Source organism: Streptomyces sp. NPDC056486, assembly GCF_042795295.1.
In the GTDB taxonomy this organism is placed as follows: domain Bacteria; phylum Actinomycetota; class Actinomycetes; order Streptomycetales; family Streptomycetaceae; genus Streptomyces.
In genome coordinates this window covers 1-5,809 of sequence record NZ_JBHTSF010000289.1, presented here as the reverse complement: position 1 = coordinate 5,809, position 5,809 = coordinate 1, and the positions used below count along the sequence as shown (strand labels likewise).

7 protein-coding genes are annotated in these 5,809 nt (G+C 67.4%); 5 read left to right on the top strand and 2 right to left on the bottom strand.

Translation table 11 applies throughout. The annotated features are described in order from the left end of the window. Both ACFQ7F_RS45155 and ACFQ7F_RS45150 read left to right on the top strand, forming a co-directional pair. On the top strand, positions 1–251 hold a 251-nt coding region (locus ACFQ7F_RS45155), incomplete at its 5' end, for a dihydrodipicolinate reductase C-terminal domain-containing protein (protein WP_383285392.1). A 40-nt stretch (positions 252–291) separates the two neighbouring features. Next, a complete protein-coding gene (locus tag ACFQ7F_RS45150; protein WP_383285389.1) occupies positions 292–744 on the top strand; it encodes a hypothetical protein in 453 nt (150 codons plus the stop codon). A 10-nt stretch (positions 745–754) separates the two neighbouring features. On the opposite strand, the gene ACFQ7F_RS45145 is transcribed toward ACFQ7F_RS45150, so the two are convergent. Continuing rightward, complete coding sequence (locus ACFQ7F_RS45145; protein WP_383285386.1) at positions 755–1,315, bottom strand: hypothetical protein; 561 nt, start codon at positions 1,313–1,315, stop codon at positions 755–757. Between the two features lie 154 nt (positions 1,316–1,469). Further along, positions 1,470–1,709, bottom strand: coding sequence for a hypothetical protein (locus ACFQ7F_RS45140; protein WP_383285383.1), 240 nt, complete (start codon positions 1,707–1,709; stop codon positions 1,470–1,472). A gap of 190 nt (positions 1,710–1,899) precedes the next feature. On the opposite strand from ACFQ7F_RS45140, the gene thyX reads away from it, so the two are divergent. The 3 genes from thyX to ACFQ7F_RS45125 all read left to right on the top strand — a co-directional run bounded on the left by thyX (position 1,900) and on the right by ACFQ7F_RS45125 (position 5,562). Continuing rightward, on the top strand, positions 1,900–2,640 hold the full coding sequence (gene thyX / locus ACFQ7F_RS45135; RefSeq protein ID WP_383285381.1) for an FAD-dependent thymidylate synthase: 741 nt from the start codon (positions 1,900–1,902) through the stop codon (positions 2,638–2,640). Between the two features lie 190 nt (positions 2,641–2,830). Continuing rightward, complete coding sequence (dapA, locus tag ACFQ7F_RS45130) at positions 2,831–3,730, top strand: 4-hydroxy-tetrahydrodipicolinate synthase (protein ID WP_383285378.1); 900 nt, start codon at positions 2,831–2,833, stop codon at positions 3,728–3,730. Positions 3,731–3,876: 146 nt separating this feature from the next. Beyond that, positions 3,877–5,562: a ribonuclease J gene (locus ACFQ7F_RS45125; protein ID WP_383285375.1), complete on the top strand. Its 1,686-nt coding sequence runs from the start codon at positions 3,877–3,879 to the stop codon at positions 5,560–5,562. Positions 5,563–5,809 lie beyond the last annotated feature (247 nt).

Sequence of the window (5,809 nt, the reverse complement as noted above, 5' to 3'; positions counted from 1 at the left end):
ACGCCACCTCGACGGCGCTCGACGGCGCCCGCGGCGCGGACGTCGACGGCGTGCCGGTGCACTCCGTGCGCCTGCGCGGCCTCCTGGCCCACCAGGAGGTGCTGCTCGGCGGCGAGGGCGAGACCCTCACCGTCCGGCACGACTCGCTGCACCACAGCAGCTTCATGCCGGGCATCCTGCTCGGCGTACGCCGTGTGGTGAGCACTCCGGGCCTGACGTTCGGCCTGGAACACTTCCTGGACCTGAACTGACGCGGGCTGAACCGAGCTGAACCGAGCTGAACTGACCGTCATGCGAGCAAAGATCACTTACGCCGTCACGGCAGCCGTCCTGGTCGTCTACTTCGTCCTGGTCGGCAGCCGCGGCGTGCTCCTGATACAGCACGGCACCGCCCTCACCATCACTTTCGGTGTGGCGGTGCTCATCCTGCCGTTCATCGGCGTCTGGTTCCTCTGGAAGAACACCCAGTTCGTCCAGCGCGCCAACCGCCTCGCCGCCGAGCTCGAAGCCGAAGGCGGCCTGCCCGTCGACGAGTTGAAGCGCACCCCCGGCGGGCGTATCGACCGCGACTCGGCCGACGAGGTCTTCGAACGACGCAAGGCCGAGACCGAGGACTCACCGGACGACTGGCGCTGCTGGTTCCGCCTCGCCGTCGCCTATCACGACGCCCGGGACACCCCGCGCGCGCGACAGGCGATGCAGCGCGCGATCGCGCTGCACGCGGGTCGGCCGGTGAACGCCTAAGGTCTGGGGCTCAGGCGGTGGGCCGGTACTCGTCGGCCCACACCTCGATGGAGTCGGCCGCTCGATTGAAGGCCTCGTGCCGGGCCAGGAAGTCGGCATTACGGTCGGTGAGCAACGGAGGCTGGCTCCCGGCCCGCTGATCGCGTTGTACGAGGATGAGCGCCTGCCCCTGAACGGTGCGGGGCAGCCCGAGCCACCGCACGGGCTGCTGAGCCGTACGCACCGTCACGACCTGCGCCCACGGCACGGTCTGCGTCGTCAGGAAGGCCACACGACGCAGCCCGTGTGCGCTCACCCAGGTGCCCATCCGCAGCAGCCGCAGCGCGCTCACGATGACGACCACCGCGAGCCCCGCGCAGATCGCGGCACCCGCCAGTGAGTCCGCGAACGCGATGATCACGGCGGCGACGAGGACGAACGAGGCGAGCAGCAGAAGCAGCGCGGCTGCTCCCACCCGCCACGGGCCCGGCCGGTAGGGCCGTCGCCAGTGGTCGCGGTCGTCGAACGGCAGCGCGGCGTCGTCCGCCGTCTCGTCAAAGGCGCGGTCCGCCGTCAGGAAGGGCAGGGGCACGACTGAATCCTCACTCAATCCACGCACGGGCTGTGCCCGGTGAGGCTACCGAGCCCTGCTTGCGCGGACCACCCGTGGGGGCCCATGGGGGTCCATGGGGGTGCCTCCCACGCCTTTTAGGGCAGTGGGGGGAGTCAGGGGGCGGCGACGGTCGTCATCGACCGTTCGAGGCTTCAGACTGCTGGGTCTGTGCGGGTGCCTGATCGGGCGAAAGGGCGGGCATGCCGACCAGCAGGGAACCTGCGAGTCCGGCGACCACGACCAGGCCGACCAGGGTGCGGCCCACGACCTGAGAGGCCGACGGGCGCTCTCGGGGTGGGGGAGTGACATTGCTGCGGAACTGGTCGGCTTCGGCGATGAAGGCGAACGGAACGGGCTCGCGCCGACGGAACATGGGGTGCGCTTCTCCTCACGCGACTCGAACGTAACTCTGTTGTCTATACAGACGCTCGAAAGACCCAAATGGTGCCCGGTTTCGCCAAATTCGCCGAAGATTGTCGTGGCGGGACACCGAACGGCCGATTGTCAGTGCCGGGCCATAGAGTGGGCGCCGCCCGAGTGATGCACATGGAAGGACCCCGCCAGTGAGCGCGACCCCCACCGAAGACCTCAAGCCCAGCTTTCGCAGCGAGGTCACCGTCGAGTTGGTGAAGCATGCCGCGACCGACTCCGACGTCCTGTGGGCCGCCCGTGTCTCCACGGCCGGTGAGCAGTCCCTGGAGGAGCTCCAGAAGGACCCGGAGCGCTCAAAGGGCCTGATCAACTATCTGATGCGGGACCGCCACGGCAGCCCCTTCGAGCACAACTCGATGACGTTCTTCATCAGCGCCCCGATCTTCGTCTTCCGCGAGTTCATGCGGCACCGCGTGGGCTGGTCGTACAACGAGGAATCGGGCCGCTACAGGGAGCTCGAGCCGACGTTCTACGTCCCCGACGAGTCCCGCAAGCTGGTCCAGGAAGGCCGCCCCGGGAAGTACGTGTTCGTGGAGGGCACCCAGGCCCAGCAGGAGCTCACGAGCCGCGTCATGGAGGACTCGTACGTCCAGGCGTACGAGGCGTATCAGGAGATGCTCGCCGCCGGCGTCGCCCGCGAGGTCGCCCGCGCGGTCCTGCCGGTCGGCCTCTTCTCGTCGATGTACGCGACGTGCAACGCCCGTTCGCTGATGCACTTCCTCGGCCTGCGTACGCAGCACGAGCTCGCCAAGGTCCCGTCCTTCCCGCAGCGGGAGATCGAGATGGTCGGCGAGAAGATGGAAGAGCACTGGGCCAAGCTCATGCCCCTCACGCACGCCGCCTTCAACGGCAATGGACGTGTGGCTCCGTAAGGCACTGATGTACGGGTGGGCTGAGTGAGGTGTCCGTATTGCGGCATTTCGGGAAGTTCATCTAGCCTGATCAAACGGACCCGGCACTGCTTGAACCCCCGAGCAGGCAGTGCCGGGCTCCTCACTTGTCAGGTCCGCACACATCCCCCGAGGGGGGACCACGCGTTGAGCAGCGAGTAGCGTGTTACCCATGGCTCCGACCTCCACTCCGCAGACCCCCTTCGGGAGGGTCCTCACCGCCATGGTCACGCCCTTTACGGCGGATGGCGCACTTGACCTCGACGGCGCGCAGCGGCTCGCCGCCCACTTGGTGGACGCAGGCAACGACGGCCTCGTCATCAACGGCACCACTGGTGAGTCCCCGACCACCAGCAACGCGGAGAAAGCCGAGCTCGTACGAGCTGTAGTGGAAGCGGTCGGAGACCGGGCCCATATCGTCGCGGGCGTCGGCACGAACGACACCCGCCACAGCATCGAGCTCGCCCGCGACGCGGCTCGTGTAGGTGCCCACGGCCTCCTGACGGTCACGCCGTACTACAACAAGCCCCCGCAAGAGGGCCTGCTCCGGCACTTCACCGCGATCGCCGACAGCACCGAGCTGCCGGTCATGCTCTACGACATCCCCGGCCGCAGCGGCGTACCGATCAACACCGAAACGATCGTCCGCCTCGCACAGCACCCGCGGATCGTCGCCAACAAGGACGCCAAGGGTGACCTCGGCCGCGCCAGCTGGGCCATCGCCCGCTCCGGTCTTGCCTGGTACTCCGGCGACGACATGCTGAACCTGCCGCTGCTCTCCGTCGGCGCCTGCGGCTTCGTCTCCGTCGTGAGCCATGTGGTCACCCCGGAGCTGCGCGCGATGATCGATTCGTGGTCCACGGGTGACGTACAGAAGGCCACCGAGATCCACCAGAAGCTGCTCCCTGTCTTCACCGGCATGTTCCGTACGCAGGGTGTGATCACCACCAAGGCTGCGCTCACCCTGCAGGGCCGCCCCGCAGGACCGCTGCGGCTGCCCCTGGTCGAACTGTCGCCCGACGAGACGGCCCAGCTCAAGATCGATCTCGCCGCCGGCGGGGTACAGCTCTAACCACAGACTTCACAACTGAATACGCGAAACACCGCAGGACACCGACTGACACGGTCCTGCACCCACACCAAACAACTGCTACTGCACGAACGTCATGCGCGCCACGTGCCCTGGAGGTACGTGGCGCGTGTGGTGAGGAGAGTCTTTTGAGTCATCCGCATCCTGAACTCGGCGCCCCGCCGAAGCTCCCGAAGGGCGGCCTGCGGGTCACCCCGCTCGGCGGCCTCGGCGAAATCGGCCGCAACATGACCGTCTTCGAGTACAACGGTCGCCTGCTGATCGTCGACTGCGGAGTGCTCTTCCCCGAGGAGGAGCAGCCCGGAATCGACCTGATCCTGCCGGACTTCACGTCCATCAGGGACCGCCTCGACGACATCGACGGCATCGTGCTCACGCACGGCCACGAGGACCACATCGGCGGTGTCCCGTATCTCCTCCGCGAGAAGCCGGACATCCCGCTGATCGGCTCCAAGCTGACCCTCGCGCTCATCGAGGCGAAGCTCCAGGAGCACCGCATCCGTCCGTACACGCTCGAGGTCGTCGAGGGCGACCGCGAGCGTCTGGGCCCGTTCGACTGTGAATTCATCGCGGTCAACCACTCCATCCCGGACGCCCTGGCCGTCGCCGTCCGCACTCCCGCGGGCATGGTCGTCGCCACCGGCGACTTCAAGATGGACCAGCTGCCGATGGACGGTCGCCTCACCGACCTGCACGCGTTCGCGCGGCTGAGCGAGGAGGGCATCGACCTCCTTCTCTCCGACTCGACGAACGCCGAGGTCCCGGGCTTCGTCCCGCCGGAGCGCGACATCTCGAACGTGATCCGGGGCGTCTTCGCCGGCGCCCAGAAGCGGATCATCGTCGCGAGCTTCGCCAGCCACGTCCACCGCATCCAGCAGATCCTGGACGCGGCACACGAGTACGGCCGCAGGGTCGCCTTCGTGGGCCGCTCGATGGTCCGCAACATGGGCATCGCGAGGGACCTGGGTTATCTGAAGGTCCCGCCGGGCCTGGTGGTCGACGTCAAGACGCTCGACGACCTGCCCGACAGCCAGGTCGTACTCGTCTGCACGGGCTCGCAGGGTGAGCCGATGGCCGCCCTCTCCCGGATGGCCAACCGCGACCACCAGATCCGCATCGTCCAGGGCGACACGGTGATCCTGGCGTCGTCGCTCATCCCCGGCAACGAGAACGCGGTCTACCGCGTGATCAACGGCCTGACCCGCTGGGGCGCGAACGTCGTCCACAAGGGCAACGCCAAGGTGCACGTCTCCGGCCACGCGTCGGCGGGCGAGCTCCTGTACTTCTACAACATCTGCAAGCCCAAGAACCTGATGCCGGTCCACGGCGAATGGCGCCACCTGCGCGCCAACGCCGAGCTGGGCGCCCTCACAGGCATCCCGCACGACCGCATCGTGATCGCCGAGGACGGCGTCGTCGTCGACCTGGTCGAGGGCAAGGCGAAGATCGTCGGCAAGGTCCAGGCGGGATACGTGTACGTGGACGGCCTCTCGGTCGGCGACGTCACGGAATCCTCCCTCAAGGACCGCAGGATCCTCGGCGACGAGGGCATCATCTCGGTCTTCGTGGTGGTGGACTCCAGCACCGGCAAGTTCACCGGGGGCCCGCACATCCATGCCCGCGGCTCCGGCATCGACGACTCGGCCTTCGCGGCCGTCATGCCGAGGGTCCAGGAGGTCCTCGAGAAGTCGGCCCAGGACGGCGTCGTGGAGCCCCACCAGCTGCAGCAACTCATCCGCCGCACGCTGGGCAAGTGGGTCTCTGACAACTACCGTCGGCGCCCGATGATCCTTCCCGTGGTCGTCGAGGTCTGACCCGACACTGCGTCACTTCCGGAGCGGGGCGCCTCGATTTGCATCGGGGCGCCCCGCTCCAGTACGTTTACGTCTCCGCCTGAACGGGAAGCACCCCGCACTCACGTGCCCGGAGCAACCCAAACAGGGCGGGGAATTCCGACTCAGAATCTCTGATAAAGTCGGAACCGCCGGAAAGGGAAACGCGAAAGCCGAAAGGCCGGAGCGGAAACCTGAAAGGCGCCGAGGAAAATCGGACACGAAAGAG